Below are 25,167 nucleotides of genomic sequence, written 5' to 3' on the forward strand. Positions count from 1 at the left end.
GAGTCGGCATGGCGACCGCGTCTCTTCTCGCCACGCGCGCCGATCACTCCGTCCCGTGCGTGTAGCCGCGGTCCGGGAGCGGGTCACCGTCGGCGGTGATCCCGTCGGCGGCGGCCACGACGGAGCCGACGCGAACCAGCGAGCCAGGACACCGAGCGGCAACGCGGTCCACCGCCGGCTCGGGAAGCGTACAGACAAGTTCGAAGTCCTCGCCGAAGTGCGCGGCGAGTTCAAACCGCTCCGCGGGGCCGTCGGTCACCGCGTCGACCGCCGGGTGAACCGGGACGGCGTCGCGGTCGAGCGCGAACCCGACCTCGCTCGCCTCCCCGAGCTGGTGGAGCGACCGGGCGAGGCCGTCCGAGGAATCCATCATCGCAGTGGCGTCCGCCGCGAGCGCGAGCCCGTCGGCCACGCGCGGGGTGAATCGGAACAGCTCGTTGGCGCGTTCGATGTCGTCGCACTCCGCTGCTGGGTCAGAGACTGCGTCGTCGGATCGGCCGCGCTCGAACAGCCGGAGAGCCGCGGCGGAGCGTCCCCACTCGCCGGTGACACAGAGCGCGTCGCCCGGCGCAGCGCCGGCGCGCGTGACGGGACCGCTCTCGGTGAGCGTCCCGATCGCGGTCGAGGCGGTCGTGAACTCCGCGTGCGTGTCGAGGTCGCCGCCGACGTACGAGGCGTCGACGGCGTCACAGACGTCGACTGCGCCGGCGACGAACCGGTCGAGATCCGCCTCGTCGAAGTCGGCGTCGGCGTAGACGGCGACCGCCGCAGTGGCGGCTGCGCCCATCGCGGCGACGTCGGAGAGCGACGCGCCGACCGCGCGCCAGCCGGCCGTGTACCTGCTCGTTCCCGGCGGGAAGTCCGTCCGCTCGTGGAGCATGTCCGTCGTGATGACGGTGTCGCCGACGACCGCCGCGTCGTCGCCCGCGTGCGGGAGGTCGTCCGCGAGCACCCGGAGCGCGTCTCGCTCGTTCACAGTGTCGGGTGGACGAGCGGCGCCGATTAGAAGGGATCGGTCCCCTCCGTGCCCCTCGTTGGCAAACACCATTTAAACGGGTAAAACACATTAACGAATATTATCATTATCAATCATTATGTTTATTACCACCCACCTGCTCGTACCGAGTGCAATGTCAGTACCCGTACGCGGACACGTCACGGACCGACGCACAGACACGCCGATCCCCAGACGCCCGCCGACCCCACCCCAACCCGATGACAACCCCTGACGACACGACGAACACGACCGACGCGACGACTCGCACACCGACCGACCAGACATCGACGACGACCCGAGACGGGCAGACGCCCGACACCGACGACGCCGCGCAGCGGCCAAACGCGACCACCCCACAGATCCCCGGCCGCATCCCGACGACCGAGGAGGCCGGCGCGCCGCTCGTCCCACGCACTCGACCGACGACGCGGCCCGCGATCGATCCGGCCCCGGCCGGTGGAGCGACCCGCCGTCCGAGCCCGCCGCCGGCCGACGGCGAACGGGACGCGCCGCTCGTCCCTGACCTGCGTCCGACGCGCCGGACACGCGCCGACGGAGGGGCGCAATGACGGCGACTCGTTCTCGACGCCCGCGGCCCGCCGCGAGCCCCGTCCCGATGACGGGCACCGGCGACGGTCCGCGACCCGACCCGACCACGTTCACGCGACGCGCGAATGACCGATTCGACGACGACAGCGAGTGACATCCATGCATCCAAGCGAACTCGACGACGACGTTTACGCCAGAGACATCGACAACCCGGCCGGCCGCAAGCTCCGCGAGCAGTTCGCCGAGCAGGACTACACGTTCGCGCCCGGGATCTACCACGCGCTCGACGCCCGCCTCGCCGAGATGGCGGGTGTCGACGCCGCCTACATGAGCGGCTACTCGACCGTCCTCGGCCAGTTCGGCTTCCCCGACCTGGAGATGGTCTCCATGACCGAGATGGTCGAGAACGCGAAGCGAATGGTCGAAGCGACGAACCTCCCGGTCGTCGCCGACTGTGACACCGGCTACGGCGGCGTCCACAACGTCCGCCGCGCGGTCCGCGAGTACGAGAAGGCCGGCGTCGCCGCCGTCCACATCGAAGACCAGACCTCGCCGAAGCGCTGCGGCCACATCGCCGGCAAGCAGATCGTCTCCCGCGAACAGGCGCGCTCGCGCTTCGAGGCCGCGGTCGACGCCAAGCAGAGCGAGGACACAGTCATTATCGCCCGCACGGACGCGTACGGCTCCGCGAACGGCGACTGGGACGAGCATGTCGAGCGCGGCCGGATCTACGCCGACGCCGGCGTCGACCTCGTCTGGCCAGAGATGCCCGACCCGTCCCGCGAAGACGCGATCCGCTACGCCGAGGAGATCCACGAGACGCACCCCGATCTGGACCTCGCGTTCAACTACTCCTCGTCGTTCGCGTGGAGCGAGCAGGAGGACCCGCTCACGTTCGAGGAGCTGGGCGAGCTGGGCTACCAGTACATCTTCATCACGCTGTACGGGCTCCACTCCGGCGCACACGCCGTCTACGAGGACATGGAGAACATCGCCGAGAACGCCGAACAGGCCCAGTGGGATCTGGAAGACCGATACCTCGGTCACGAGACCGAGAGCCACCACGAGCTCTCCTTCGTCCCGCGATATCAGGACATCGAGGCGCGCTTCGACCCCGAGGCGAAGGCGCGTCAAGAAGAGTCCGCCGGGTTCACCGAAGACGACAGTGACCCGATCACGGCCGGCGACGAGTCGGAGACCGAAGACGACAGCGACCCGGTCGCGACGCCTGAGAGCGCGGACGACTGATTGGCGACCGCTCGGTCTGACGACGCGCGAGGCAACTCGCACACCACGATTTTTTGCCGACGGAGTCACAGAACACGGGGTGCGAACCGGCGAGAGCCGTCAGCCCCCGACGCGTTCAAGCTGCGAGCGTGTCGATCCCGTTTATTTCGACGAATCCGTAGCCGCACTCCGGACAGCGCCACTTCGTCTTCTCGCCGAGGTGAAGCGTCATCGCCGCGGTCCGATAGAACTCCCGGGACTCGCCACACGATGGACAGTCCACGTTCTTTTCGAGCGCCATGCTGCGGGGTCCGTCCGGCGCGGTTTTCAAGCTACTGATTCGCGCTCTCGGAACCCGTCACACCACGCCGACCGCGGCGAGCACCGCGAACAGCACGTCGCCGTACGTCAGCGAGACGAGGAGCCCGACGGCCATGGGAACGACGAACGGCATCCCCGGCGAGACGAGCACGCGGTCCGCGTGCGCGACGGCCGCCAGCCCCCCACGGAGCGTGTCGGCGTCGGTGCCGTACGCGCCGTGGTCGATCTCCTCGAGGAACCGCTCGGCAGCCCACGGGTCGCCGTCATCCGCGCGCTCGTCTCCCGGTTCCGCGACGCCGCCGTCGGTTCGTGGACCGACGTGCGTGCCGCCGTCGGTGGGGGCGAACGTCTCGCCGACGCTGTCCGGATTCCGTAGCCGATCGGGGTCGGCGCGCAGATCCGCCAGCGTGATCCCCCGCCAGCGGAGGTACATCCGGAGCGCGTCGAGGTCGAGCCCGCCGCGCGTCGGTCCGTTCTCGTCTTCGAAGAGCCGCCCGTGTCGGTCGGAGAGCGATCCGACGCTCACCGGCCGCGCGAGGAACATGCTCGGCGAGACACGACCGCGAACGAGGTTGAGAGCCGCCAAACCAACGGGGTACGCCAGTCCGAGGAGGACCGCGTTCGTTAAGATCGTGAGCGAGAAGACGCCGAGCTGTGTGTCGACGACCGGAAGCGTCGCCCCGGCGATATCGTAGGCGGGGAACGTCGGAAAGACGACCGCGAGCGCGATGAGCGCCTTCGCGTCCGCGCCGCCGAACGCGCCGAGATACCAGAACGCGTAGCCGAGCGGGGCGACGAAAACGAGGCTGATCGCCGCCCGAACGAGGAACAGCCGCCCCTCGACACCCGCGAGCGGCCACAGCACGGCAGCCTCCCAGATGAGAAGCAGCGCCCCGAAGAGGTACAGTGGCGGCCACAGCCGGTTCGGGAGGCGTCGGGTCCGGACGTCCCGTATCGCCGCCCACGCGAAGACGGGGACGACGAGCAGTCGGAGGACGTCCGGCAGCGTCGCGAACATGTCATCACCCGCGGTGCGGGCGTAATTAGGCGTTCGGGTTCGGGTATCGCAAACGATACCTCGATCCGGCGGTCGGTGCGGCCGCACCGCCAGTCAGCCGTCCGACCGCCCGCCCGTCAGCCATCCGACCGCCCGTCCATCAGCCGTCCGACCGCCCGCCCGTCAGCCGCCTGGCCGTACCGCCCGTCGGTCGAAGACACCGAGGACGGGATCGGGGTCGGCGAGCAGCGGGACCTTCCGTTCGCGGTCGCCGAGGTCGATCACGACCGTCCCGGTTCCGAGCCGGCGGTCGAGCCACGTTCGGACCAGCAGAAGGTCCGTCTCGTCCCACGGCTCGACCCGCCACAGCGCGGTCCCGAACGGACGAGCACCGAGGAGAGCCAGATCCGCGCGTTCGTTCGGGGGATCGGAAGCGAGAGGCGGCGGGCGGCGAGCGGCCCGGCGATAAGCGTCCCGGGCTCGAACTCGGACGGTCGCCCGGCGAACAGGCCGCGCACGACGGCCCAGAACGAGGCGATCCCGAGTTCGAACCAGTAGAGCGTCACGAGTGCGGCGGCGTTCCAGCCGAGCGCAACGACCCCGACGAGCGGGATCAGCGTGGTGACGGCGATCGCGAGCGCCTAGGGACGGCGTCCGCGAGCGATCCGACTCACGATCCGGAGGCGTCCGACGGAGGGCATCTGTCGGTCATTCCGCGCCACGGCACTTCGCAGGTATTCTCCTTAATTTCGTATAAACAGACGGGAGGCGTTCGGCTCAGTTTCCGGTCGGATCGCCGTCCCGGTACACGTAGAGGTACGCGAGCACGGGGACGATGGTGAACGCGAGCGTCGCGAGGAACCACGCCAACGCGCGGTCGCTCCCGCGGGCCTTCGCGTCCCGGTAGATCCAGACGGCCACCGCGAGCACGATCCCGTAGACCGCCCCGTAGTAGAGCAGCGACCGGAGCGTCTCGAACTGGAGGGAAACCGGATCCATAGCGGGCGAACGCCGTGAGAGAGAAAGAGCGTGGCGGTTCGGGATGCGGGAGCTTGTGATCCTGGGGGTCCTCTGCCCGTCCGCTCCGCCACCGGATACGCTGAGTGCTTCGCTTCGTCGCTCGCGCCGATGTCGCACGTCCGCCGCAGTCTCCGGGATCAGCACGCGAGCCGCGTCGACGTCGACGGCATCGGCGACCGCGGCTATCGCCAGGGCTGTGACTCCTCCGTCAGCTCGCCCGCGAGGTCGCGTCCCATCGCGTCCGCGGGATCGGAGACGTTCGCGAGCGCCCACATCAGCTTCACCTTCGCGGTGCCCGGGAGGGTGTCTCCCGCCTCGACGACGCCCGCGTCGAGCAGGTCGCGTCCGGTGTCGTACACGCGGTCGCACACGCGGCCTTCGAGACACTGGCTCGTCATCGCGACGACCGTGCCGTCCTCGACGAGCTCCGCGATTCGGTCGATAAGATCGGTGTGGACGTGGCCGAGGCCGGTTCCCTCGATCACCACGCCGTCTTTCCCGTCGAGGTAGTCCCACGCCGCCGGGTCCATCCCCGGCGTGAACTTGACGAGCTCCACGTCGGCGTCGAGATCGGGGTAAAAGCCGATATCGACCGACGTGTCGCCGTCACCGTCGACCGCCTTGCCGCGAGAGAGCGGGTCGCGGTTCCACTCGATCGCGGCGTCGGCCGCGTCCCCGTCAGCGCCCGCCTCGGCGGCCGCCGCGTAATCGATCAGGCCGAGCGGCTCGGCACCAACGGTCTCGAAGGCGTCCCGGCGCGAGGTGTGGTTCTTGCGCACGCGGGTGCCGCGGTGGAGCGCGCAGGCGTCGTCGGACTGCGTCGCGTGCATACACACCAGCGTCTCGGCGTGGGCGGCCTTCGCGGCCTCGACCGCACAGACCGCGTTCATCACGTTGTCGGAGGAGGGCCGGTCCGCGGAGCGCTGGCTCCCGGTGAACACGACGGGGACGGGCGAATCGAGCACGAAGGAGAGCGCGGACGCGGAGTACTGCATCGTGTCGGTGCCGTGCATCACGACGACGCCGTCGGCACCCGACTCGATCTCCTCGCGGACGGCCGTCGCGAGTTCTCGCCAGATCGACGGGTCCATGTTCTCGGAGAGGATGTTGGCGACGACCCGCCCGCGATAGTTCGCCCGCCCCGCGAGGTCGGGAACCGCCCGGAGCACGTCCTCGGCGTCGAACTGCGCGGTGACCGCCCCGGTCCTGTAGTCGACAGTAGACGCGATGGTACCCCCCGTCGAGATGAGCGAGATGGTGGGGAGATCCGAGTCGAAGGTGATCTCGGAGGCTTCGCCGCCGCCGGCGTCCGCTCCCTCGTCGACGTCACGGGCACCGGATTCGAGCACTTCCACCGCTGCCGTATCGCGGTCGATGCCGACGTTGTAGCCGCCGTCGAGCTTGACGACGAGGTGGTCGCGAGTCGTCGAGGGGAGCAGTACGCCCTCGTTCGTGACGTCCCCGCGGTCGACGCGGACGCGATCTCCCGGTTGCATACCACCCGATTCCCCGGCGGCGGACTTGAATCCAACCGTTCGGCGGTCCCGGAACCGACGCCGCCGCCAGAGAATAAAGCTTGATACCGGTTCACACGATTCAAAATGTATTTGTAGACTCGCTAGCCTAGTACTACGTGCATCCGAGGTGGTCTGCAATGGCCTTACCGCGACCAGCCAGTTCGTGGACACAGGGGCTCGACTTCCCGAGCCGACTGTTCGAATCCGGTAGCAGCGACTACGAACTGTACGAGGAGGACGACGAGTTCGTCCTCACCGTAGAACTCCCCGGGTTCGACCCCGAGGAGATCACGGCCTCGTGGGACAGCGGCGTCCTCAACGTCGCCGGCGAACACGAGGACGAGACCCGCGGGACGCGCCGGACCTACCACCGTCGATTCCGGTTCCCGAAGACGATCGACGAGGACGGCATCGAGGCGACCTACCAGAACGGCATCCTCACCGTGCGTCTCCCCGTGGTCGTCGACGCAGCGGTGACCGGCACCGAGATCGAAATCGAGAGCTGATCGGTCGGCCGCGCGGCGATCGCTCGTCCCGGCCGACGAACCCCGCCGAGTCGGACCCAGTACGCCTTTTTATCCGCACCACTGACGGTGAGCGCATGGACCGCGACGAGTTTGCCGCCAGCATCGACCACACCGTGCTCGGCCCGGAGACCACGTGGGGCGACGTCGAGACCATCCTCGACGAGGCCGCAGACCGCGGGATGAACGCCTGCGTCCCGCCCTGTTACGTCGCCGAGGCGGCGGACTACGTGAACACGCTCGAAGAGGAGATGTCCGGCGCGCTCGCGACGGTGGTCGGGTTCCCGCACGGTCAGCACGCGCCGAACGCGAAGCGAGACGAGGCGGTCGCGGCGTGGAACGACGGCGCGGACGAGATCGACGTGGTGATCAACGTCGGCCGGCTCAAGGCGGGCGCGGACGACGCCGTCGCCGCAGAGATATCCGACGTCGTCGCCGCGGTGCCGATTCCGGTGAAGGTGATACTCGAAACGGCGCTTTTGACCGACGCCGAGAAGCGCCGCGCCTGCGAGGCCGCCGTCGACGCCGACGCCGACATGGTGAAGACGTCGACGGGGTTCTCCGACGGCGGGGCGACGGCCGCAGACGTGGAGCTGATGAGCGAGTACCTCCCGGTGAAAGCCTCCGGTGGTGTCGGCTCCTACGAGGAGGCCGCTGCCATGCTCGACGCCGGTGCGGTCCGGATCGGGGCGTCCTCCGGCGTCGCCATCGTCGACGGATATCGCGGGTGATCGCCGATCTCGTTTTCTCTCTGTGAGAATCCCGTGGTGATGATTTATACGTGGCTCGCGTACTCGGTGGTATGAGCCACTCGACCACTGCGGCACAGCCCAGACTCGATGCGGCGTTCAAAGTGTTCGGCGCGGTCGGCATCCTCATCGCCGTCGTGCTCACCGTCGGAGTGCTCGCCCTGACCGATCCGTTCGGCGAGTACGTCACCGTCTCGCCGGCCGTGTTCGGGAGCCTCCTGTCTGTGGGGCTCCTCGCCGCCGTCGGCTACGCGACGTACGCGCTCCGCCGCCGCTGAGAGGGTCCGAACCGCGTCGTGAGAAGCGTGTCGACCGCCGCCGGAGCGAGGGGGTGACCGCGCACGACGACGCCGTCACTTGACGGTGTGTGAAAATATGCGGACGGAGAGGCCGAGACGGCGTTATTCGAGCGTCTGCTCGGTGACGAGGGTGTCGTCTTCGAGGTAGTGCTCGATGTGGTGGCCGTGTTCCTCGACGTCTTCGAGGATTTCGCGGAGCTGTTCTTCGGTGTTGTAATCGCCGAGGCTGTTCGCGAGCTGAATGTGTTCGCGGAGCTGTTCTGTGATGTCGCCGAATATCTCGAGGTCGTTTTCCAGCGACGTGCGGATGTCGTACGCGTCGGCGTCCTCGGGGCTCACCGGCGCGTGTTCCTCGTAGTTCGCGCCGCCGGAGAGCGGCACGCCGCCGAGCGCCTGCGCGCGCTCCGCGAGCACGTCCGCACCCGCTTCGAGGTCGGCGGCGACTTCCCCGAGGTACTCGTGGATCCCGAGGAACTCGGCGCCCTCGACGAGCCAGTGGTGTTTTTTGACCTGGTGGTAAAGGACGTACGTCGCCGCGAGATCGCTGTTGAGCGCATCGACGAGCTGCTCCGCTTTCTCTTCGGGAACGCGGAGGGCGTCGCTCTCGTGAACCTCTCCGTACCGCTGACGGGCCTGCTTTTGCGTGCTCATAGGTATATACACGTACGCGCGTAAGGTACTTAAAACCTTCCACATACTGAATAGATGTTCTAATTGTTGAAAACAAAATTTTAGAGAACGAAACGATAGTGTGGAACAGTCCACAGACATCTGCCGCGGATCGGCGTTGACGGTCGGACCACTCTCGGGTCACGGGCGATCGTCGGCCGAAACGGGCTGGCTCAACCGATCGACAGGGTCGCCCGCGAAGGGAAACGTCTTAATGGACTACGCGCGCAGTCTGTGGTGTATGAGCAACGGCGACGACGACCCGGCGGACGCCTCCGGAGAGGCCGACGCCCCGGGCGACGCGGAGGACGCGGCGGACGCCGGCGAGTCGACGGAGGCCGCCGCACCGACGCGTCCCGACGAACCGACCGAGGAGTCCCTGAACGAGTACCTCGACGAGATCGAGACGCATCTCGACGGGGCCGAGACCGAGGCCGACTTCGACGACGTCGACGCGCTCCTCGATGACGCGGAGGCGGGCGTCGAGGAGGCCGACCTCCCCGAACCGGACGAAGACGATGAGGACGCAGACGATCCGCGCGGCGACCTCGAATCGCGGATCGCGGAGCTTCGCGAGGAGGTTAAGGACGCGCGCGGCCCGTACGGTTCGGACGTTGTCGACGAGATCGAGGCGGCGGCCGAGACGCTCGACAACACCGAGTGGACCGCCGACGGCCACGCCGACGCGGCCGACGCGGTTCGGGCGTTCGTCGACGCCGCCGCCGACGCGGTAGATGTGGAGGGAGGCGACGACGCGGACGCGGTTCTCGACGCGGCCGACACAGCAGAGGCATCCGAGTCCGAGGCCGGTTCCGAGAAGCCGACCGACGCCGTTCCGGTCGAGACCCTCGTGACGGCGCTCGACGCGGTCGCGAACGCGGTTGCAGACGCTGATCTCGACGCCGACGCCGACGCAGACACCATCTCGGCGCTGCTCGACGCGGCCGACGACCTCACCGACGGTCTCGACGCCGCAGAAGAGTGGGACGACTTAGAAACCCACGAGCAGCTCCGCGCACAGGGCTACTACGACGTGCTCGGCCACTACAAGGACTACCCGGTCGAGTGGGCCGCGCTGAAGGAACACGAGACGCGCGGCAACGTCGACATGATCCTGCTCGCGCTCGACTCGCTCACCTCCGATTTCATGGAGCGGCATTGCCTCGAAGCGCTCGAACGGATGGGTAAGCGCGGGAAGACGGAGGCGTCCCTCGAAGAGCTGCTCGGCCGCGCCGAGAAACGCGACCAGTTCGCCATCCGCATCCTCGGGAAGATGGCCGCAACGGAGGCGACGGAGACGCTCGTCGAGTTCGTCCCCGAAGACTCGAACCCGCAGCTACAGAAGGCGGCGTTCAAGGCGCTCGGCGAAATCGGCGCTCCCGAGGCCGTTCAACCGCTCGCGAATCAGCTCGCGGCCGACAGCGATACCGACGACCTCGTCCAACCGCTCGCGGCCAGAGCGCTGGGTCTCATCGGCGACACTCGCGCCGTCGATCCCCTCGCAGACGTGCTCGCGGCCGACGACCGCGACGACGACCTCCGCGCCGCCGCCGGCTGGGCGCTCCGACAGATCGGAACCCGAGAGGCGCTCGAAGCGGTCGCCGACCACGCGGACGAACACTCGTTCGTCGTCTCGACGGAAGGCGAGAAGGCCAAGCGCTCGCTCGACGCGGCGGCCGCGACCGCCTAACGCCGGACGTTCCGGTCCCTCCGCTTTTTATCCGATGCCGCAGGAACCGACGACGTGCGTTCCCACCCACCGATCGGTTCGAGCGTCGCCGGTCGATGGCCGCCCGTCGTCGTGCTCGCGCTGTTCGTCTGCGTCGCTGTCGGCGGTGCTCCGTCGGTCGCTGTGGCCGCCGTCGGTCCGCCGGCCGCAGACGGAACCGCAGACGCCGGCGACGCCGCGACACGCAACGCATCCGCGCGCCCGACAGCACCGGCGATCGTCGAACTGTACCCCAATCCGACGACCGAGCGGGACCGCGGCGAGTACCTCGTCGTCGCCCTCCCGTCGCGGGGGAACTGGTCGCTCTCGGACGGCTATCACGAGGCGTCGATTCCGTCGAACGCGAGCGGGACCGTCGCGCTGTCCGCGGACCCCGAACGGAGCGCCGCGTTCCTGACCGACGGCCCGGCGGCCGACGACCGGGGACAGGTCGATCTCCACCGACTCGACGGTCACTTTCCGCTGTCGGCCTCAGGTGACAGGATCGAACTCCGGCACAACGGCGTTCCCGTCGACGTCGTCGAGTACGACCGCGTCAGCGACGGACACCGTTGGCGAGCGGACTGGGGCGAGTGGCGGCCGCGCGGGTACGACCCCAGAGCCCCGGTCCGGATAGGTGACGCGAGCGTGACTCCGTTCGTCCTCCCGGACAGCTCGGACGTCCCCGTCAGCGCCCTGCGAGGGGCAGACGATCGGCTGCTGCTCGCGGGGTACACCCTCGAATCGAATCGGATCGCAGACGCGCTCGTCGCCGCCGCCGACCGCGGCGTCGCGGTCCGCGTCCTGCTCGAAGGCTCGCCGGTTGGCGGCTTCTCGGCGCGGAGTGCGCGCCTCGTCGACCGACTCGTCGCCGCCGGCGTCGAGGTCCGGATCCTCGACGGCGACGCGGAGCGGTTCCGCTTCCACCACGCCAAGTACGCGGTCGCCGACGACCGCGCGGTCGTGCTCACGGAGAACTGGAAGGCGTCGGGCACGGGCGGGCGAACTAACCGCGGGTGGGGCGTCGTCGCCGAGCCGACAGCGAACGGCGGGTCCCGGTCCGGACCGAACCTGTCGCCTTCCGCGGCCGACGACCTCGCGGCGCTGTTTCGCGCGGACGCCGCCGCCGTCGACGCTCGCCCGTGGAGGGAGTTCAAGGCGGACACCGAGTTCCACGAATCGGGACGAGCGAACGACACGTATCCCACCCGGTTCGAACCGCCCGCGCCCGCCCGGGCCGACGTGACGCTTCTCACCGCCCCGGGCAACGCGGCCGATCGGATCGTCGCCCGGATCGACGCCGCAGACGACCGAGTCCTCGCCGTGGTTCCGCGAACGGGCGGGCAGAACGACCGGATCGTCCGCGCGCTCCGGCGAGCGGCCGACCGCGGCGTCGACGTTCACCTCCTCCTCTCGGGTGCGTGGTACGACCGCGAGGAGAATCAGGAACTGGTCGCGACGCTCGAATCGGAGCCGATCGCGGTCGCCGTCTCGGAGCCGCGGGGGAGGTACGGAAAGATCCACGCGAAGGGCCTCGTCGTCGACGACGCCGCTATCGTCGGCAGCCTCAACTGGAACGAAGCCGCGGCGGCGGAGAATCGCGAGGTACTGCTAGCCGTCGACGACGCCGGAGTCGCCGACTTCTACGCCCGGGCGTACGCCGCCGACTGGCGCGGCGGCGGGATACACCTCCCGATCGGACTCCTCGCGGGACTCGGCGTCGCGGGCGTCGGAGCGGGGGTCGCGGCCCGCAGGGAGGTGCGGTTCGCGTGATCGAGAACCGGGACGGCACGACCGCCGGCGGCGCAGTCGAGTCGACCGCGATCAGTCGTCGAGCGCGGCCGTCGAGGAGAGCGCCTCGTCGATCTCCGCGTCCGCCATCTTCTCCACGAGGGTCTCGATGACCGCGCCGCGGCGGCCCTTCACGAACTTGATCGAGCCGACGACGAGGTGGCCGCCGCCGGAGACGCCGGCTTCGGGCAACTCCTCGTTCAGCTCGGTCACCATGTTCGGGATGTCGAGCCGGACCCCGTCCGAGCGGAGGACACAGAAGTCCGGCCCGTAGCCGATCGTGATGACGGGGTCGCCGGTCTCTCTCACGCGCGTGTCGTGAAGTTCGCCGGTCGTCTTCCCGGGGGCGGGGTAGGTGAACCGGTGGGCGTACTCGTCGAGGTCGATCCGGTACAGGTGTGCGCCCGACGCCAGCCGCTCGTGGTCGACGTGGTCGTCGAGCGCGGCGAGCTGGCGGTCGACGTCACGCTCGGCGCGCTCGGCGAGGAACTCGACCAGCTCCTCGTGGCGCGTTTCATCCTCGCAGCCGACGTTGAGGGCGTCGTTGACGAGGGTCTTTCCCTCGGAGTAGCGCAGCCAGTGGGCGGCGTAATCGAGCGCCTCGCCGATGTCGAGCAGGTCGGACTTCTCGTAGCCGGCCTCGGCGGCGAGGTCGACGTAGTCGTCCATCGCCTCCGCCTTCGAGCGGTCGGAGAGTCCGGCGACCGCGGGGACGTGTTCCAGCTCCTCGGTGATCGACGGGTCGATGAGCCGGGCGAGTTCGACGCACATCATGCCCGTCGTGATCCGGTAGTCCTCGTCGTGGAGGTACGGGTTTACGTGTGCGTCGAGCAGCGGCTCGACGGCCTCGGGATCGGGATGGTGGTGGTCGACGACCGCGATGGGGATGTCGTAGTGCGTGAGATTCTCGTAGGCGGGCACGTCCTCCTCGGTCGACCCGTTGTCGAGCATGAGCAGGAAGGGGAGCTTCTGGCCGTGGCGAGCGCGCCCCTCCAGCGCGAAGTTGAGGTCGCGCGTCACGTCTTCCATCTCGTAGTACGGGGCCTTGCTCGGGAGCCGCTTGAACAGGTGTCGCGCCGCGTCGGGGTCCTCGTGGACGTCGCGGACGAAGTCTTCCAAGGCGAGCTGGACGGGGATCGCCGCGCACATCCCGTCGCCGTCGGCGTGGTGTCGGACGCGGATCGGGCGGCCGGCGAGGACGGTCCGGCGCAGCAGTCGGGCCAGCTCGCGGAGGTCCTCGTGTATCGGCTCGAACGCCTCCCACTCGACGAGCGGGTCGATGTCAGCGGGCTCAGCGCGGTCGTCGAGCGCGGCCTCGAATCGCTCGCGGGCGTCCGCGGCGCGATCGTCGGGCAGCCGGCTCAGGGAGTCGACCTCCAGTTGAAGGGCGTTCTCACGGGTTTCGACCGTGCCAGAGACGTGGACCATGTCGCCGACGGCGATCTCGGGGTACGCTCGAACGCCGGCCTCCTCGAAGGCGGCACACGAGAGGACGCCGGTGGCGTCCGCGACGGCGAAGATGGTCGGACCGCCGGTCTGTTTGGCCTGTACGACTTCCCCCTCGACGGTGACCTCGTCGCCCGGCGAGAGGCCGTGAACGCGTGAGACCGAAGGTTCGTGTGAGACCGTCTCGGTCCGGTACTCGTCGAGGTCCGCGTCGTCGAACGCGACGTCGCCGTTCGGTTTCACCTCGGTGAGCCGGACGACGAGCCGGTCGCCGACGGCGTAGTCGTCGTCGAGATTCGATTCGTGGACGAGGCCGCTCACGGCGTCGGAGACGTCGACGAAGACGCCGTAGTCGACGACGCCGTTGACTTCCGCGTGGTACAGCGCGTCGACTTCGGCGTCTTCGAGCGTACAGTCGGGTGCCAGGTCGTAGACGATCGGCCGGTCGTCGGCCGCCCCCTCCGCCGCCTCAGCGTCGGGTTCGAGGCTCGAATCGCCTCGCGTGCCGGAATTCCCGGCGGTGTTCTCGCTCATGCGCGTTCATCGGGAACGGCCGGGGTTAAGCCTGTTCTCTTGCGTCTCCGCGGTGGGTGCACACCACCTCACTCGTCTCGTTGCTGTCGTGGTCGGCGGTCCGGAATCCCTATGAGGCGACGGCGACTGCGTTCTGGTATGCGACTGTTCCGCTCGGACGAACTCCTCGGGATCGCCCGAGAGGCGTTGGAGTTCATCCTCGAGGCGAGCGAGGAGAGCCACCCCAACGAGTACATGGGGTTCCTCCGCGCGGACGACGCTCGCAAGCTCGACGTCGACCGGGACGGGCAGGTGATAACCGACGTGCTCGTCATCCCCGGCACGGAGTCGAACCCGACGAGCGCGAGCGTTCAAACTCACATGAAACCGAACGACATGCGCGCTGTCGGCTCGGTCCACTCGCACCCGAACGGAGTGCTTCATCCGAGCGACGCCGACCTCGCGACGTTCGGACAGGGGCGCGTCCACATCATCGTCGGCGCGCCCTACGGGTGGGGCAACTGGAAGGCGTTCGACAACGAGGGACGACAGACGACGCTCGACGTCCTCGACGTCGAGGTGCCGGACGAGCACTTCTTCGATTTTACACAAGAAGACATCGACCGCGAACTCGGCGACGAGCGGCGAGACGACAGCGGATTCCTCTCGTGGTTTCGATGACGCGGGTCGTCGCACAGGGGACGTTCGACCTGCTGCACCCGGGCCACGTCCACTACCTCGAAGACGCCGCGACCCACGGCGACGAACTGCACGTCATCGTCGCGCGGCAGACGAACGTCACCCACAAGCCGGACCCGATCCTGTGTGCCCGACAGCGACGCGACATGGTCGACGCGCTCGGGGCGGTCGACGAGGCGCATCTCGGTGACTCCGAGGACGTGTTCGTCCCCATCGAACGGCTCGATCCGGACGTGATCGTGTTGGGGTTCGACCAGCACCACGACGAGGCCGACATCGCCGGCGCGCTCGCCGACCGCGGGATCGACTGTCGTGTCGAGCGCGCCACCAGCCGGGAGCCTCGGTACGACGGCGAGGTGTTATCGAGCGGCGACATCGTCGACCGCATCCTGCGACGGCGGACCGCGGACGGTGACGGAGCGGCGACCGGCGAGCGCCCGTGACTCGCCGAAGCGCGGGACATATATGGATCGGTTCCTAAGCCTGTTCCGTGACGATACCCGACCGATTCCCCGCGGTCCTCGCCGCGACGGCGATGGGCGTGTACCTCCTGCTCGTCGTCGGTGCGACCACGTCGCTCACCGAGGCCGCGGCGGCCTGCGGGGGGTGGCCCGCCTGCGGCGACGGGACGGGACTCCCCGTGTCGCCGAGCGGATGGATCGCGCTCGGGCACCGCTTTATCGCGGCCGTCGTCGGCGTCCTCGTCGCGACCTCGGCCGGTCTGGCGTGGCGTACCGACGTGAGCCGCCGCATCCGTGCCGCCCTCGCCGGTGCACTGCTTTTGTACCCCGTGCAGGCAGCCGTCGGCGCGCTCGTCGCCACCGGCGCGCTTCCGGCCGCCCTCGGCCCGCTCCACCTGCTCTTTGGCGTGGTCATATTCGGCGCGGTTCTCGCCGGGCTCGCGTGGTGGCTAGAGGCGGAAACGGGTGACGACGACGCCCCCGTCGACTTCGATCTGGGAGCGGACGATCTCCCGCCGGTGGAGGACGCGCCGGAGCCGGAGATACCGACGGCCACGCTGCCCCGGCTGCGAGCGACCGCGGCCGCCTACTTCCGGCTCATGAAACCCCGGCTGATGTGGCTCCTCTGTCTGGTCGCGGCCGCCGCGATGGCGCTCGCGGGCGGGTCGGGGTTCACTCCGTACGCCGTCGGCGCGACGCTCGCGGGCGGCGCGCTCTCGATCGGCGCGTCGGGGACGTTCAACCACGTCCTCGAACGCGACGTGGACAAGCGGATGCAGCGGACGAGCGACCGCCCGCTCGCGACCGACCTCGTTCCCGTGCCGAACGCGCTCGCGTTCGGCGGACTGCTCACGGCCGTCTCGCTCGGGCTGTTCTGGAGCGTGAACCCGCTCACCGCCGCGCTCGGGCTGGTCGCCATCGTGTTCTACAGCGTCGTCTACACGCTCGTTCTCAAGCCCAACACCGTCCAAAACACCGTCATCGGCGGGGCCGCCGGAGCGCTGCCGGCGCTCATCGGCTGGGCGGCGGTGACCGGGACGGTCGGCGGCGGCGGGCTGCTGCTCGCGCTCGTCATCTTCCTGTGGACGCCTGCCCACTTCTATAACCTCGCGTTGGCGTACAAAGACGACTACGAGCGCGGCGGGTTCCCGATGATGCCGGTCGTTCGAGGCGAGACGGCGACACGTCGACACATCGTCTGGTACCTCGGCGCGACGCTCGTCGCCGCGGTCGCACTCGCGGCGGCCGCCGATCCGCTCGGCGTGTTGTACGCCGTCGTGGGCGTCGCGCTCGGTGCGGTGTTCCTCTGGACCGTCGTTCGGCTACACTACGAACAAACGGAGGCCGCGGCGTTCCGCGCGTTCCACGCCTCGAACGCCTACCTCGGACTGCTGTTGTTCGCCGTCGTGTTCGACGCGCTGTTGGTCTGACTCGCCCGTGATCGGCGACGGCCCAGTGGCCATACACCGCGCGTTTAATCGGTTCCGGGTCCAACGCAGTCCCATGACCCGTGTCGAGATCGAATACTGCGTTCCCTGCGGCATGTTGAACCGCGCCCGAGACGTCGCCGAGGCGGTCCTCCGACAGTTCGGCGAGTCGCTCGACGAGGTCGCGCTGGTGACCGGCGACGACGGGGTGTTCGTCGTCCGCGTCGACGGCGAGATCGTCTTCGACGTGTCCGAGGACGCCTACGACGTCGACGAGATCGTGCGAGCGGTGCGACCGCACGTCGGCACGCGCGCCTGAGACGAGTGACGCGAACGAACAGCCTCTTTTGTGTCCGTCGCCAGTAGCGGACGGACATGTTGCTCGCCGGGACCGTCGTCGTCGACCCGGAGACCGTCGTGCCCGACGGCGCAGTCGTCGTCGACGGGCGGACGATCGCCGCGGTCGGCGACGCGTCGACGCTCCGTGACCGATACCCCGACCACGACCGCCGCGAGTGCGACATCGTCGCGCCCGGGCTGATCGGCGGCCACGTGCACTCGGTGCAGTCGCTCGGGCGGGGGATCGCCGACGACGACGCGCTCTTGGACTGGCTGTTCGACGCCGTCCTCCCGATGGAGGCCGCGATGGACGCCGAGGCGACGCGCGCGGCCGCCGAACTCGGCTACCTCGAGTGTCTGGAGTCGGGAACGACGACGGTGGTCGACCACCTCTCCGTCCACCACGCCGCGGAAGCCTTCGAGGCCGCGATCGAGACGGGGATCCGCGCGCGGCTCGGAAAGGTGCTCATGGACAGGGACTCGCCGGACGGTCTCCTCGAAGACACGGAGACGGCGCTCGCTGAGAGCGACGCGCTCATTCGCGAGTACCACGGCGCGGCCGACGGTCGGATCCGGTACGCTGTCACGCCGCGGTTCGCCATCACCTGTTCTGAGGCCTGTCTCCGCGGCTGTCGCGACCTCGCGGACCGCCATGAAGGGGTGACGATCCACACCCACGCGAGCGAGAACGAAGACGAGATCGAGGCGGTCGAGGCAGACACGGGGAAACGGAACCTCCTCTGGCTCGACGAGGTGGGACTGACGGGGCCGGACGTGACGCTCGCCCACTGCGTTCACACGGACGAGCGGGAGCGCGAGGTGCTCGCCGAGACCGACACGGTCGTCACGCACTGCCCATCGTCGAACATGAAACTCGCCTCGGGGATCGCCCCGGTGCAGGACTACCTCGACCGCGGGATCACGGTCGCGCTCGGGAACGACGGCCCGCCCTGCAACAACACGCTCGACCCGTTTACCGAGATGCGGCAGGCGAGCCTCCTCGGGAAGGTGGACGCTCGCGACCCGACCCGACTTCCGGCCGCGACGGCACTGGAGATGGCGACGACGAACGGCGCCCGCGCCGCCGGCTTCGATCGGCTCGGGACGCTGCGGGTAGGTATGCGCGCGGACGTGATCGGGCTCACCACGGACCGCACGCGCGCCACGCCGATCCACGACCCGCTCTCGCACCTCGTGTACGCCGCGCACGGCGACGACGTGACGTTCGCGATGGTCGACGGCGAGGTGCGGTACGCCGACGGCGAACACGTCGGAATCGACGCCGAGGCGGTCCGCGAGCGCGCGACCCGCCACGCGAAGCGAGTGGTCGAGACGGCCGGTATCGACACGGCCTCGCGGTGAGCTGGCGGGGGATTCCTGGCGCGTTGATACCCGACAGCGGACGAATGAAATAAAACTGGGTTGATCCGCATAAATTCGGGCTGAGGGTCTTCCGTGTATATCCGTCTAGGGGCCGTTCGATGAGCCACCATGACAGACCGACCGCAGACGAATGGCGACGACTCGCACGACGCGTTCACCGACGGCCTCGCCCGACGGACGTTCGTTGCGCTCGGGGCGGGCGCGAGCGTGACGGCGCTTGCAGGATGTAGCGGAGAGGACGCTCCCGCGTCCACCGACGGCTCGGGCGGCTCGGACGGTTCCGACGGCGGCGACGGCTCGAACACCCTCACCGGCAGCTTCCGGCTACTCGTCAGCGACGCGCCGGCGGACATTGGCGATTTCGACCGGCTCGACGTCACGCTCGAGGCGGCTCGGCTCTTCGAGGCCGAGAGCGGCGATGACGGAGACGAAGACGAGGAAGACGCTGAAAACGAGGACGGTGACGAGCAGACTGCTGATGACGAGCAGGGTGGCAACGAGAGCGACACCCAGAACGACACCGACGCCGGCGCAGACGGCGGGGACGTCGAAGGCGAGAACGGAGAGGATAACGACGCAAACGAGGGCGGGAACGCGGACGGCGAGGGCGGCGACCGGGGCTTCACGGTCATCGATCTCGACGGGGCGACGGTCGATCTCACCCGAGTGATCGGCGACGACGCGACCGCCGTGTTCGACGGTGAGATCCCGGCGGGAAGCTACGAGAAGATAGCGGTCGACGTCTCCGAGACTGAGGGGGTTGTCGACGGCGAGACCGTCGACGTGAAGCTCCCGAGCGAGAAGCTCCAGATCACGAACAGCTTCGAGGTCACGCCAGAGGAACCCGTCAGCTTCGTTTTCGACATCAACGTCGTCAAGCGAGGCCGGACCAACGGGTACATCCTCACGCCCGTGATCTCGGGGAGCGGCGTCGCGGGGCGCGACGTGAAGGTCAACGAGGTTGACGATGATGACGACGACAGCGAGGGCGACGCCGACGGTAACGAAACCGAGTCCACTGACGGTGGCGACGGTAACGAAACCGAGTCCGCCGACGGCGACAACGCGGAGAACGGGACCGCCTCCGGGATCGACAGCTAAGGCGGTAGTCCGCGTCGCTCACCGAATCACGGGTGTTCCAACGCCTTTCGGCGCTTTGTGAATCTACCCGCGTGGTCGTGTCGACGGATGGACTCGCGTATCCGTGTCGTCTGAGAAACGTCCTACGTGGACGTGTCGATCGACGGCGCGGCCACAGAGGGACTCTCCGCCCACCCGCGGGCGGCGGCGGTGTCGTTGAACGCCTCGACGTCGACCCCGTCGATGTCGATCGTCCGTTTGAGGTACCGGCGCTTCGATCGCTCGCCGACGACGGCGAACCGCTCTGCGCCGCGAGCGACCGCGATCTGCGCGGACTCCCGGAGGGCACGCCGCCCGGCGTCGGAGCACGGACGGCTCGTTCGGACGACGATCACGACGGCGTCGATCGGTCGGTCGGTGGTGGTCCGCCACCGGTCGAGGAGCGCCTCGGCGTCGTCGGGGCTCAACCCGGTTCCGTGCGGAAACTCGACGACGATCACTCCGTCGTCGGCCCGCAGCGCCCAGCGCTCGCTCGGTTCCATGCCCGGTTCTTTCCCCTACCGGATAATAAACCCGCGGAGTGCATTTTCAATTTTGATAATCAAAGTACACCGGGGGAACAGGCAGAGATCGGGTGTACAGCCCCACTCGCGTCGTATTGTCGATTCTTCCGAGGACGGTGTCGATCGCGAGAACTGGAGGGGGTATCGGTCGCGGTCGGGAGCGACCCGGCCGCTCACTCGGTCGCCGCGTCGACGACAGCCGCTGCGAGCGCCTCGAACTCGGCGTCGTCGGGGACGACGTCGACGTCGAGTCCGCGGTCGGCCGCCGTCTCCGCGGTCGGCGCGCCGATGGCACCGACTACCGCCGAATCGAGTCCCTCGATAGCCGCGTCGCGAACGCCCCGCTCCGCGGCGGCCGCGAGGAAGTGCTCGACCGTAAGCGACGAGGTGAACGCCGCGGCGTCGAGTTCGCCGGCTGCGGCCAGCTCGGCCGACTCGCCGGCTTCCGGCGGACGCGTCAGGCGGTACAACACCGTCTCGGTCGGCTCCGCGCCCGCCGCGCGGAGTCCGTCCAAGAGTACGTCGCTGCCGTGGTCGGAACGAGCCACCTCGACGCGATCGCCCGCGACGCGGTCGGCGAGCGCCGCAACGAGCCCCGCCGACGTATACTCGTCGGGGACGACGTCGACGGTCCAGCCCGCCGCACGAGCCGCGGCGGCGGTCGCGGGGCCGATAGTGGCAAGCACCGCGTCGCCGGGGTCCCACCCCGCCGCGGCCGCGAGTTCAACGCCAGTCTTGCTCGTGAGGACGACGAACGGGGCGTCGCTGGGGACCGCACCGGTCGGCTCGACGGCGAGCATCGGGTCCGGGACCGGGTCCGCGCCGAGCGACTCCAGATGCGCGGCGGCGGCGTCGATACGCTCGTCGGCCGGCCGGAACACGGCGACGCTCGGACGGCGAGCGCTGCCGGCTCCGGGTGCGTCGTCGCCGTCCTCGGCTCCGGGCGTGTCGTCGAGGTCTGCGTCGCTCATACGGCGTCACCTCCGTCGGCGTCGTCGTGTTCGTTCTGCAGAAACGCGACCACCCGGTCGCGAGTCGCCGCGACGTCGCCGATCACGGTGATCGCGGGCGGCTCGATCCCGGTCTCGTCGCGGACCTCGACGATCGAACCGAGCGTGCCCGTCGCCACACGCATCTCGGGCCATGTGGCCCGCTCGACCAGCGCGACGGGGGTGTCGCCGTCGAGTCCGGCCTCGCGCAGCGCCGCGGTGTACCCCGGGAGCTTCCCGACGCCCATCAGCACGACGATGGTGCCGCCGGTCGCCGCGAGCGCGTCCCAGTCGACCGCGGACTCGTCTTTGGTCGGGTCCTCGTGGCCGGTGACAAAGGAGACGGAGGAGGCGTGATCCCGGTGTGTGACCGGTATCCCGGCGACCGCGGGGCCGGCGATGGCGGAGGTCACGCCCGGGACGACCTCGAAGGGAACACCGGCGGCCGCGAGGTGTTCCGCCTCCTCGCCGCCGCGGCCGAAGACGAACGGGTCGCCGCCCTTGAGGCGGACTACCGACTTCCCCTCGCGGGCCAGTTCGACCAGCCGGCGGTTGGTGTACTCCTGCGGGGTCCACTCGCCGCCGGCGCGTTTGCCCACGTCTTCCCGTTTCGCCTCGGGGATCTCGCCGAGGATCTCCGGGCCGGGAAGCTTGTCGTGAAGCACTACGTCGGCAGACTCGATCAGCCGCGCCGCCTTCACCGTCAGCAGGTCGGGGTCGCCGGGACCGGATCCGACGAGGTAGACGGTTCCGACCGCCGACTCGTCATCCGGACTCAGTTCGTCACCCGGGCTCAGTTCGTCACCCGGACGCGACTCATCACTCATCGTCCGCCTCCGCCCGGGGCACCTCGTCGGTCTCCGCCTCCTCGCGTGCCGCCGCGATCAGGTCGGCCGCGCCCCGGTCCGCCAGATCCGCCGCGAACGACTCGGCCGCCTTCGCGTGCGACCGGATCGGCAGGTCGCGGGTGTCCGCCACCTCCTCGGTCCCGTCCGTCGAGAGCACGCGAACCCGCGTGTGGACGTGTTCGCCCTGTACGAGCGCAGAGACGCCGATCGGTGCGACACAGCCGCCGTTGAGTTCGCCGAGAATAGTCCGCTCGACGGTGACCGCGACTCGCGTGCGCGGGTGGTCGATCGCGGACCGAACCGTCTCGATCACGTCGGGATCGGCCGCGGTGACGGCGATCGCCCCCTGCCCGGCGGCGGGAACGAACTCCTCACGGGGGAGCCGCGTGGTCTTGACCTCGTGAAACAGCTCGGAGCGGCGGAGTCCCGCCTCGGCGAGGACGATCGCGTCATACTCGGTTTCGACCTTGCGTTCCATCGCCGAGCGTTCCAACTCGGTGAGGGAATCGAACCACTCCTCAACGGTGCGTTCGAACGTCTCGTCGGAGTCGTCTGCGTCCGCCTCGTCGACCTCATCGCCCGCCTCGTCGTCGAGAGCGTCCCAGTTCGGCTCGTCCGCCTCGGGTGTTCCCTCGTCGGCAGCACCGTCTCCCCCCGTTTCGGTTGTCAGCGCACTCGCTTCGCCCGAAGCGATCAGTCGCCGCTCGTGTTCGGCCTGTAGTCGGGGTGCGAGCAGCTTCTCGATCCGGGTGTCGACGTTGCCGCGGAGCGGCTCGACGACGACGTCCGGCCGCGCGGCCTTGAGTTGGGCGGTCCGCCGGAGCGACCCCGTGCCGACCACCGCACCCGCGGGGAGGTCTTCGATCCCGACTCCGTCGGGGTGGACGAGCACGTCGCCGGCGGGAGCGCGCTCGGGGACGCCCGCGATCACCACGTCGTCCATCCCCTCCGTCGGGACGTCCTTCAGCGAGTGGACCGCGAGGTCGGCGTCGCCGGCGAGCACCGCCTCGTCGACGGCGCGGACGAACGCGCCCGTCCTGCCGAGGCGGTGGATCAGTTCGTCCGGGATCTGGTCGCCGCGCGTCTCGACGCGCCGGATCTCCACGTCGCGCCGGCGGCTCGATAAGGCGTCGCGGACGGTCCCGGCCTGTTCGAGGGCCAAGTCCGACCCGCGGGTGGCGAGCCTGAGTGTCTCGGTCATACCGAAGAGAGGTCCCCCGCGTTCAAAAGGGCACTAGTTCGGCCGTGACGCCGACGCGCGGGCGGAACGCCGTATCGCGACGCGGCCTCCGTTACACCTCGGTTACGCATCGAGCGGCGGCGCGCCGGTGAGCGGTCGCCGCCGGCGACCGCGAGACCGTCCGCGAGGGACGCGGTGAGCGACGCGGGCGACCGGAGGGAACTCCGAGCGAGCCGCGAGGCTGGGGAGGCGTGAGGTGCGGTGCGGGGCTGCAGTACGGGCTCCGAGGAGCCACCTCGCCGTCGCGGAACTCGTTCAGACGCGATCGTCCGGACGCGATCGTCCGGACGCGATCATCCAGATCAGAGGTACTGGCAACACGTACCGGACCGAAGGTGTGTTAGTGCTCGGGCCCCCATACGGGACAATGGGAGTTCAGGAACAGTACCCGTTCGACGTGGAGGCGGTCCGCGCCGATTTCCCGATACTCGACCGAAAGGTCGGCGGCGACCCCGAGACCCCGGGGGAGGGCGCAGGCGACGACACGCCGCTCGTCTACCTCGACAACGCGGCGACCTCGCACACGCCCGATCCCGTCGTCGACACGATCGCGGACTACTACCGCGGTTACAACGCCAACGTCCACCGCGGGATCCACCAGCTGAGCCAAGAGGCCTCGGTCGCGTACGAACAGGCGCACGACACCGTCGCCGACTTCGTCGGTGCCGCGGGCCGCGAGGAGATCGTCTTCACGAAGAACACGACCGAGGCGATGAACCTCGTCGCGTACGCGTGGGGGCTCAAAGAACTCGGCCCGGGCGACAACGTCGTCCTCACCGAGATGGAACACCACTCGTCGCTCGTGACGTGGCAACAGATCGGCAAGCGGACCGGCGCTGACGTCCGGTTCATAGAGGTCACAGACGAGGGGCGACTCGATATGGACCACGCCGCGGACCTGATCGACGACGACACCGAGATGGTCTCCGTCGTCCACGTCTCGAACGCGCTCGGGACGATCAATCCGGTCCGCGAGCTTGCCGACCTCGCGCACGACCGCGACGCGCTGATCTTCGCCGACGGCGCACAGTCCGTCCCGAACCGTCCCGTCGACGTGACCGAACTCGACGTCGACTTCTTCGCCTTTTCGGGTCACAAGATGTGTGGGCCGACCGGGATCGGCGCGCTGTACGGCCGCGAGGCGCTGCTCGACTCCATGCAGCCGTACCTCTACGGCGGCGACATGATCCGGCGCGTCTCCTTCGAGGAGTCCACCTGGGAGGACCTCCCGTGGAAATTCGAGGCCGGCACACCCTCGATCGCGCAGGGGATCGGCTTCGCGGCCGCGGTCGAGTACCTAGAGGAGATCGGGATGGAGCGGATCGAAGCCCACGAGAACCTGCTCGCTGAGTACGCGTACGACGAGCTGTCCGCGCTCGGCGGCGTCGAGATCTACGGTCCACCCGGTGACGACCGCGGCGGACTCGTCTCGTTCAACGTGGAGGGCGTTCACGCCCACGACCTCTCAAGCATCCTGAACGACTACGGCGTCGCGATCCGCGCCGGCGACCACTGCACCCAGCCGCTACACGACACGCTCGGCATCTCCGCCTCGGCGCGCGCGTCCTTCTACGTCTACAACACCGTCGAGGAAGTCGACGCCTTTGTCGACGCGGTCGGCGAGGCGCAAGACCTGTTCGCCTGACGCCTCGATTTTATCAATCCACCCTCTCAGACCGTCTTTTTGCTCCACGCGGACGATTAAACGGGTTTAATCCGGCTTAATCCGGACTGAGTATCTCTACGGTATACCCGTAGGGCGTGCATTTGGGAAACCGTGATGACACCGATCGGGAGGACAACCACCGATC

At 68.8% G+C, this 25,167-nt stretch carries 25 protein-coding genes and 1 pseudogene; 14 read left to right on the forward strand and 12 right to left on the reverse strand.

Annotated elements, in window-relative coordinates:
* Positions 1-43: 43 nt before the first annotated feature.
* Positions 44-976, reverse strand: coding sequence for a thiamine-phosphate kinase (thiL, locus tag EP28_RS06060; RefSeq protein ID WP_049983110.1), 933 nt, complete (start codon positions 974-976; stop codon positions 44-46).
* A gap of 239 nt (positions 977-1,215) precedes the next feature.
* Here thiL and EP28_RS06065 point away from each other — a divergent pair, with 239 nt between their 5' ends.
* Together EP28_RS06065 and aceA are read left to right on the forward strand one after the other, a co-directional pair.
* On the forward strand, positions 1,216-1,566 hold the full coding sequence (locus EP28_RS06065; protein WP_049983111.1) for a hypothetical protein: 351 nt from the start codon (positions 1,216-1,218) through the stop codon (positions 1,564-1,566).
* A 139-nt stretch (positions 1,567-1,705) separates the two neighbouring features.
* Positions 1,706-2,794 (forward strand): isocitrate lyase, encoded by a 1,089-nt coding sequence (aceA, locus tag EP28_RS06070; RefSeq protein WP_049983112.1) that lies wholly within the window; start codon positions 1,706-1,708, stop codon positions 2,792-2,794.
* A gap of 115 nt (positions 2,795-2,909) precedes the next feature.
* Here the strand turns inward: aceA and EP28_RS14380 are convergent, their stop codons facing one another.
* The 5 genes and pseudogenes from EP28_RS14380 to gatD form a co-directional block, all read right to left on the reverse strand.
* On the reverse strand, positions 2,910-3,074 hold the full coding sequence (locus tag EP28_RS14380) for a DUF7838 family putative zinc beta-ribbon protein (RefSeq protein WP_196219614.1): 165 nt from the start codon (positions 3,072-3,074) through the stop codon (positions 2,910-2,912).
* A gap of 57 nt (positions 3,075-3,131) precedes the next feature.
* Positions 3,132-4,112, reverse strand: a complete 981-nt coding sequence (locus EP28_RS06075) for an A24 family peptidase (protein WP_049983113.1) — start codon at positions 4,110-4,112, stop codon at positions 3,132-3,134.
* A gap of 362 nt (positions 4,113-4,474) precedes the next feature.
* Positions 4,475-4,723: pseudogene (locus EP28_RS14100) on the reverse strand (DUF6498-containing protein); the annotation flags it as partial.
* A 145-nt stretch (positions 4,724-4,868) separates the two neighbouring features.
* On the reverse strand, positions 4,869-5,090 hold the full coding sequence (locus EP28_RS06085; RefSeq protein WP_049983115.1) for a hypothetical protein: 222 nt from the start codon (positions 5,088-5,090) through the stop codon (positions 4,869-4,871).
* Between the two features lie 203 nt (positions 5,091-5,293).
* Entirely contained in the window at positions 5,294-6,607 is a 1,314-nt protein-coding gene (gene gatD / locus EP28_RS06090) for a Glu-tRNA(Gln) amidotransferase subunit GatD (RefSeq protein WP_049983116.1), read from the reverse strand.
* 158 nt (positions 6,608-6,765) lie between these two features.
* On the opposite strand from gatD, the gene EP28_RS06095 reads away from it, so the two are divergent.
* From EP28_RS06095 to EP28_RS06105, 3 genes are all read left to right on the forward strand, one after another.
* Positions 6,766-7,134 carry an Hsp20/alpha crystallin family protein gene (locus tag EP28_RS06095; protein WP_049983117.1) on the forward strand — a complete coding sequence of 123 codons (369 nt, stop codon included), beginning with the start codon at positions 6,766-6,768 and terminating at the stop codon, positions 7,132-7,134.
* A 95-nt stretch (positions 7,135-7,229) separates the two neighbouring features.
* Complete coding sequence (gene deoC, locus EP28_RS06100; protein WP_049983119.1) at positions 7,230-7,883, forward strand: deoxyribose-phosphate aldolase; 654 nt, start codon at positions 7,230-7,232, stop codon at positions 7,881-7,883.
* A gap of 71 nt (positions 7,884-7,954) precedes the next feature.
* Positions 7,955-8,179, forward strand: a complete 225-nt coding sequence (locus EP28_RS06105) for a hypothetical protein (protein ID WP_049983120.1) — start codon at positions 7,955-7,957, stop codon at positions 8,177-8,179.
* Between the two features lie 123 nt (positions 8,180-8,302).
* Here EP28_RS06105 and dpsA read toward each other — a convergent pair whose 3' ends face one another.
* Positions 8,303-8,851, reverse strand: a complete 549-nt coding sequence (gene dpsA / locus EP28_RS06110) for a DNA starvation/stationary phase protection protein DpsA (protein WP_049983121.1) — start codon at positions 8,849-8,851, stop codon at positions 8,303-8,305.
* Between the two features lie 259 nt (positions 8,852-9,110).
* Here dpsA and EP28_RS06115 point away from each other — a divergent pair, with 259 nt between their 5' ends.
* Together EP28_RS06115 and EP28_RS06120 are read left to right on the forward strand one after the other, a co-directional pair.
* Complete coding sequence (locus tag EP28_RS06115) at positions 9,111-10,559, forward strand: HEAT repeat domain-containing protein (RefSeq protein ID WP_049983611.1); 1,449 nt, start codon at positions 9,111-9,113, stop codon at positions 10,557-10,559.
* A gap of 111 nt (positions 10,560-10,670) precedes the next feature.
* On the forward strand, positions 10,671-12,350 hold the full coding sequence (locus tag EP28_RS06120) for a phospholipase D-like domain-containing protein (protein WP_196219623.1): 1,680 nt from the start codon (positions 10,671-10,673) through the stop codon (positions 12,348-12,350).
* Positions 12,351-12,401: 51 nt separating this feature from the next.
* Here the strand turns inward: EP28_RS06120 and EP28_RS06125 are convergent, their stop codons facing one another.
* Positions 12,402-14,348 carry a Hef-associated nuclease gene (locus EP28_RS06125; protein ID WP_049983122.1) on the reverse strand — a complete coding sequence of 649 codons (1,947 nt, stop codon included), beginning with the start codon at positions 14,346-14,348 and terminating at the stop codon, positions 12,402-12,404.
* Between the two features lie 138 nt (positions 14,349-14,486).
* On the opposite strand from EP28_RS06125, the gene EP28_RS06130 reads away from it, so the two are divergent.
* The 6 genes from EP28_RS06130 (at position 14,487) to EP28_RS06155 (ending at position 19,737) form a co-directional block, all read left to right on the forward strand.
* Positions 14,487-15,008, forward strand: coding sequence for a Mov34/MPN/PAD-1 family protein (locus EP28_RS06130; protein ID WP_049983123.1), 522 nt, complete (start codon positions 14,487-14,489; stop codon positions 15,006-15,008).
* The gene (locus EP28_RS06135) at positions 15,005-15,469 is read left to right on the forward strand and encodes an FAD synthase family protein (RefSeq protein ID WP_049983124.1); all 465 of its coding nucleotides are present in this window, start codon (positions 15,005-15,007) and stop codon (positions 15,467-15,469) included. The genes EP28_RS06130 and EP28_RS06135 overlap by 4 nt, the downstream gene beginning before the upstream one ends.
* Positions 15,470-15,516: 47 nt before the next feature.
* On the forward strand, positions 15,517-16,917 hold the full coding sequence (locus tag EP28_RS06140; protein WP_049983125.1) for a heme o synthase: 1,401 nt from the start codon (positions 15,517-15,519) through the stop codon (positions 16,915-16,917).
* A 73-nt stretch (positions 16,918-16,990) separates the two neighbouring features.
* Positions 16,991-17,233, forward strand: a complete 243-nt coding sequence (locus EP28_RS06145) for an Rdx family protein (RefSeq protein ID WP_049983126.1) — start codon at positions 16,991-16,993, stop codon at positions 17,231-17,233.
* 56 nt (positions 17,234-17,289) lie between these two features.
* Complete coding sequence (locus EP28_RS06150) at positions 17,290-18,615, forward strand: 5'-deoxyadenosine deaminase (RefSeq protein WP_049983127.1); 1,326 nt, start codon at positions 17,290-17,292, stop codon at positions 18,613-18,615.
* A gap of 129 nt (positions 18,616-18,744) precedes the next feature.
* A complete protein-coding gene (locus EP28_RS06155; protein WP_049983128.1) occupies positions 18,745-19,737 on the forward strand; it encodes a DUF4382 domain-containing protein in 993 nt (330 codons plus the stop codon).
* A gap of 122 nt (positions 19,738-19,859) precedes the next feature.
* Here EP28_RS06155 and EP28_RS06160 read toward each other — a convergent pair whose 3' ends face one another.
* From EP28_RS06160 to hemC, 4 genes are all read right to left on the reverse strand, one after another.
* Positions 19,860-20,258, reverse strand: coding sequence for a hypothetical protein (locus EP28_RS06160; protein WP_049983129.1), 399 nt, complete (start codon positions 20,256-20,258; stop codon positions 19,860-19,862).
* Positions 20,259-20,452: 194 nt separating this feature from the next.
* Positions 20,453-21,250 carry a uroporphyrinogen-III synthase gene (locus EP28_RS06165; protein WP_080506075.1) on the reverse strand — a complete coding sequence of 266 codons (798 nt, stop codon included), beginning with the start codon at positions 21,248-21,250 and terminating at the stop codon, positions 20,453-20,455.
* Positions 21,247-22,095, reverse strand: a complete 849-nt coding sequence (cobA, locus tag EP28_RS06170; protein WP_230455266.1) for a uroporphyrinogen-III C-methyltransferase — start codon at positions 22,093-22,095, stop codon at positions 21,247-21,249. The genes EP28_RS06165 and cobA overlap by 4 nt, the downstream gene beginning before the upstream one ends.
* Positions 22,088-23,317: a hydroxymethylbilane synthase gene (hemC, locus tag EP28_RS06175; RefSeq protein ID WP_049983130.1), complete on the reverse strand. Its 1,230-nt coding sequence runs from the start codon at positions 23,315-23,317 to the stop codon at positions 22,088-22,090. The genes cobA and hemC overlap by 8 nt, the downstream gene beginning before the upstream one ends.
* 406 nt (positions 23,318-23,723) lie before the next feature.
* On the opposite strand from hemC, the gene EP28_RS06180 reads away from it, so the two are divergent.
* The gene (locus EP28_RS06180) at positions 23,724-25,001 is read left to right on the forward strand and encodes an aminotransferase class V-fold PLP-dependent enzyme (RefSeq protein WP_049983131.1); all 1,278 of its coding nucleotides are present in this window, start codon (positions 23,724-23,726) and stop codon (positions 24,999-25,001) included.
* The last annotated feature ends 166 nt before the right edge of the window (positions 25,002-25,167 follow it).

The organism is Halorubrum sp. BV1, from assembly GCF_000746205.1.
Lineage (GTDB): Archaea > Halobacteriota > Halobacteria > Halobacteriales > Haloferacaceae > Halorubrum.

Bases quoted from the DNA above. Each gene is read 5' to 3' on its own strand.
- EP28_RS06065 (WP_049983111.1), top strand. From the start codon at position 1,216: ATGACAACCCCTGACGACACGACGAACACGACCGACGCGACGACTCGC.
- aceA (WP_049983112.1), top strand. From the start codon at position 1,706: ATGCATCCAAGCGAACTCGACGACGACGTTTACGCCAGAGACATCGAC.
- EP28_RS14380 (WP_196219614.1), bottom strand. From the start codon at position 3,074: ATGGCGCTCGAAAAGAACGTGGACTGTCCATCGTGTGGCGAGTCCCGG.
- EP28_RS06075 (WP_049983113.1), bottom strand. From the start codon at position 4,112: ATGTTCGCGACGCTGCCGGACGTCCTCCGACTGCTCGTCGTCCCCGTC.
- EP28_RS06085 (WP_049983115.1), bottom strand. From the start codon at position 5,090: ATGGATCCGGTTTCCCTCCAGTTCGAGACGCTCCGGTCGCTGCTCTAC.
- gatD (WP_049983116.1), bottom strand. From the start codon at position 6,607: ATGCAACCGGGAGATCGCGTCCGCGTCGACCGCGGGGACGTCACGAAC.
- EP28_RS06095 (WP_049983117.1), top strand. From the start codon at position 6,766: ATGGCCTTACCGCGACCAGCCAGTTCGTGGACACAGGGGCTCGACTTC.
- deoC (WP_049983119.1), top strand. From the start codon at position 7,230: ATGGACCGCGACGAGTTTGCCGCCAGCATCGACCACACCGTGCTCGGC.
- EP28_RS06105 (WP_049983120.1), top strand. From the start codon at position 7,955: ATGAGCCACTCGACCACTGCGGCACAGCCCAGACTCGATGCGGCGTTC.
- dpsA (WP_049983121.1), bottom strand. From the start codon at position 8,851: ATGAGCACGCAAAAGCAGGCCCGTCAGCGGTACGGAGAGGTTCACGAG.
- EP28_RS06115 (WP_049983611.1), top strand. From the start codon at position 9,111: ATGAGCAACGGCGACGACGACCCGGCGGACGCCTCCGGAGAGGCCGAC.
- EP28_RS06125 (WP_049983122.1), bottom strand. From the start codon at position 14,348: ATGAGCGAGAACACCGCCGGGAATTCCGGCACGCGAGGCGATTCGAGC.
- EP28_RS06130 (WP_049983123.1), top strand. From the start codon at position 14,487: ATGCGACTGTTCCGCTCGGACGAACTCCTCGGGATCGCCCGAGAGGCG.
- EP28_RS06135 (WP_049983124.1), top strand. From the start codon at position 15,005: ATGACGCGGGTCGTCGCACAGGGGACGTTCGACCTGCTGCACCCGGGC.
- EP28_RS06145 (WP_049983126.1), top strand. From the start codon at position 16,991: ATGACCCGTGTCGAGATCGAATACTGCGTTCCCTGCGGCATGTTGAAC.
- EP28_RS06150 (WP_049983127.1), top strand. From the start codon at position 17,290: ATGTTGCTCGCCGGGACCGTCGTCGTCGACCCGGAGACCGTCGTGCCC.
- EP28_RS06155 (WP_049983128.1), top strand. From the start codon at position 18,745: ATGACAGACCGACCGCAGACGAATGGCGACGACTCGCACGACGCGTTC.
- EP28_RS06160 (WP_049983129.1), bottom strand. From the start codon at position 20,258: ATGGAACCGAGCGAGCGCTGGGCGCTGCGGGCCGACGACGGAGTGATC.
- EP28_RS06165 (WP_080506075.1), bottom strand. From the start codon at position 21,250: ATGAGCGACGCAGACCTCGACGACACGCCCGGAGCCGAGGACGGCGAC.
- cobA (WP_230455266.1), bottom strand. From the start codon at position 22,095: ATGAGTGATGAGTCGCGTCCGGGTGACGAACTGAGCCCGGGTGACGAA.
- hemC (WP_049983130.1), bottom strand. From the start codon at position 23,317: ATGACCGAGACACTCAGGCTCGCCACCCGCGGGTCGGACTTGGCCCTC.
- EP28_RS06180 (WP_049983131.1), top strand. From the start codon at position 23,724: ATGGGAGTTCAGGAACAGTACCCGTTCGACGTGGAGGCGGTCCGCGCC.